This is a genomic window from Streptomyces calidiresistens (assembly GCF_014141525.1).
GTDB classification, from domain to species: domain Bacteria; phylum Actinomycetota; class Actinomycetes; order Streptomycetales; family Streptomycetaceae; genus Streptomyces; species Streptomyces calidiresistens.
Map to the genome: position 1 here is coordinate 1 of NZ_VKHS01000669.1, position 3,051 is coordinate 3,051.

At 76.0% G+C, this 3,051-nt stretch carries 2 protein-coding genes; one reads left to right on the forward strand and one right to left on the reverse strand.

Annotation, left to right across the window (positions count from 1 at the left end):
- Window positions 1-44: 44 nt before the first annotated feature.
- The gene (locus FOE67_RS21245) at window positions 45-1,247 is read right to left on the reverse strand and encodes a thiolase family protein (protein WP_182666441.1); all 1,203 of its coding nucleotides are present in this window, start codon (window positions 1,245-1,247) and stop codon (window positions 45-47) included.
- A 191-nt stretch (window positions 1,248-1,438) separates the two neighbouring features.
- Here FOE67_RS21245 and FOE67_RS21250 point away from each other — a divergent pair, with 191 nt between their 5' ends.
- Complete coding sequence (locus FOE67_RS21250) at window positions 1,439-3,004, forward strand: IclR family transcriptional regulator domain-containing protein (RefSeq protein WP_182666442.1); 1,566 nt, start codon at window positions 1,439-1,441, stop codon at window positions 3,002-3,004.
- Window positions 3,005-3,051: the final 47 nt, after the last annotated feature.

Sequence of the window (3,051 nt, forward strand, 5' to 3'; positions counted from 1 at the left end):
GGGCGGGTCGGGGCGGCGCAGGCCCCGCCGGCCGGACCCCGCTCTCAACGCTCCAGCACCAGGGCCAATCCCTGCCCGACGCCGACACACAACGTGGCCACCCCCGTTCCCCCACCGGCCGCGGCCAACTGGTGGGCCACGGTGCCCGCCAGCCGGGCCCCGGAGGCACCGAGGGGGTGGCCGATGGCGATGGCCCCGCCGCGCGGATTGACGCGCCCGGGGTCCAGGTCGGGCCAGTGGGCGAGGCAGCCGAGCGCCTGGGCAGCGAAGGCCTCGTTGAGCTCCATCACGGTCAGGTCGGCGAGGCGACGACCGGCCCGCTCCAGCGCGCGGTCCACCGCCTCCACCGGCCCCAGGCCGAAGAGTTGCGGCTCCAGGGCGGAGACCGCGGAGGCGGAGATCCGGGCCAACGGTTCCCGACCGGTGGCGCGCACCCCTTCCTCGTCGGCGAGCAGCAGGGCGGCGGCGCCGTCGTTGAGCGGGGAGGAGTTCCCCGCGGTGACGGTACCGCCCTCGGTCCGGAAGACGGGGCGGAGTCCCGCCATGCCCTCGGGGGTGCCGCCCTCGCGGATGGTCTCGTCCCGGGTGAGCTCGACGCCCCCGGGGGTGATCACCTCGGCGGCGTGGGCACCGTCCTTCCAGGCGCGAACGGCGCGCTCGTGGCTGGTGAGGGCGAAGGCGTCCTGGGCCTCGCGGTCGATGCCGTGTCGGTCGGCGATCAGTTCCGCGCCCTCGCCCAGCGGGACGGTCCACTCCGGGCGCATCCGCCGGTTGACCATCCGCCAGCCGATGGTGGTGGAGAACATCTCCTGGTGTCCCGCGGGGAAGGCCCGGTGGGGTTTGGGCAGGACCCAGGGGGCGCGGCTCATCGACTCCACACCGCCGGCCACGGCGATGGAGGCGTCCCCCAGGGCGATGGCGCGTGCCGCCTGGATCACCGCTTCCAGACCGGAGGCGCACAGTCGGTTGACGGTGACACCGGGGACGGTGACCGGGAGATCGGCCAACAGCACGGCCATGCGGGCGACGTTGCGGTTCTCCTCGCCGGCGCCGTTGGCGTTGCCGTAGACCACGTCGTCGATGCGGGCCGGGTCGAGGTCGGGCGTGCGCTCCAGAAGGGCCCGGAGCACGTCCGCCGCCAGGTCGTCGGGGCGCAGCCCGGACAGCGCGCCGCCGTATTTCCCGCTCGGGGTGCGCACCGCGTCGACGATCCACACGTCACGAACGTTGCGGCTCCGGTCAGTCATCTTCCGGGGTCCTCCCCACGAGGCCGGTTCCGGTGCCGGCGACGGCCCCGGAGCCCGGGATATGTTCGTCCAATGAACCGGTGTTCATTTCTTCGCGCGCCGAGTCTCGCCCGCCCGGGACCGGCTGTCAACGACGGACCCGTCGGTGGGACGGCCGTCACCACGATCCCCGGGGCCCCGGGAGGAGGGCGGTGACGGGCACCGGCGACTCCCCCGCCGAGACGGTCGGGCCCTTCCTGCGCGGGCTGGCCGTGCTGGGGGAACTCGCCCGGCACCGGGCCGCGACGGTGCCCGCGGGCGAACTGGCGCGGGCCACGGGCATCGCCCGCTCCACCCTGGACCGCACCATCGGCACCCTGGCGGAATTGGGGCTGCTCCGGGTCGAGGCCCACCGGGTCGCGCACACCGGCGCGCTGGCCCTGCCGGGCAACGCCTTCCTCGCCTCCACCCGCGGATTGAGCGGACCGGTCGGCGACATGGCGGACGCCCTGGCGGAGGAGGTGGACGAGACGGTCGCGCTGAGCGTGCCGGACGGCGACTCGGTACGTCTGGCACACCTGGCGCTGCGCCACCGGGTGGTGCGGGTGGGGTTCCGGCCCGGTGATCCGCTGCCGGTGGACCGGGCGGCGGCCGCCGCCGTGCTGTCACCGACCGCAGGCGGGCCCCACCCGGGGGGTTTCGGTTTTCCCGACCCCACCGGGGAGGGCGGGGTGGAGCCCGGGCTGGTCTCGGTGGCCGTTCCGCTGCGGCCCTGGCCGGAGGAGCCCCCGGTGGGGGCGTTGAGCGTGGTCTCCCACCGGGCCCGGCACGACGGCGACTCGCTGCGGACCGACGTGTTGCCGCGGATGCGGGAGTGCGCCGCCGCCATGGAGGACCGGTTGCGCTCCGACCCCGGGGCCGACGGTCCCGGTGGTGACGATCGGTGGTTGGGGGCGGCCGCCCTGCACGCCGCCAAGGAGCGGCTGGGCGCCGGATTCGTGGAATCCCTGGCCAGGGGGCCGGCCGTGATCGTCGCCCTGGAGACGGGCCGGCACGGCACCACGCCGGCGGCGGTGTCCCGGCTGCTCGGTCTGCCGCGGGCGAGCGTGCGGCGCGCGCTGTTCTCCCTGCGCCACACCGGGCACGCGGTGGAGGAGGCCGGGCGGTGGCGACTCACCCCGCGGGTACTGGGGCTGGGGCACTCCCGCGTGACCCGCATGACCCTGGCGGACATCGCCCGCCCGCACCTGGTGGCGCTGGCGGGACGGGTGGGCGAGTCGGCCTCGCTGACCGTTCCCGCCGGCCCGGAGGGGACGGAGATCCGCTACGTGGCCAGGGTCGCGACCGAACGGATCATGAACGCGGAGCTCGGTCCCGGCACACGCTTTCCGGCGTATCCGACCGCGAGCGGGCGGGTGCTGCTGGCCGGCCGCGACCCCGCCGGGCGGGCACGGGCGCTGCGGACGCTCGCACCGCGCGCGCTGACCCGGCACACCGTGACCGACCCCGGGCGGCTGGCGGCCCTGCTGGAGGAGGTGGCCCGGGACGGCTACGCGATGGGCAACGAGGAGTTGGAGGAAGGGCTGCGTTCGATCGCGGTGCCGGTGCGGGACGGGGCGGGGAGGGTGGTGGCGGCGGTGAACCTGGCCATGCCCGCCGGGCGACGCGACGCGCGACGGGCCCGGGCCGACCTGTTGCCGGCACTGCGGCGGGCGGCCGAGGGAATCGAACGGGAACTGGTGCCGGCCGCCCGACTGCACCGGGTACCGACGGACTGAGGCGGTGCCCCGGGGGGTGGTCGAGGGCTCCCGCGGCGGGGTGTCGG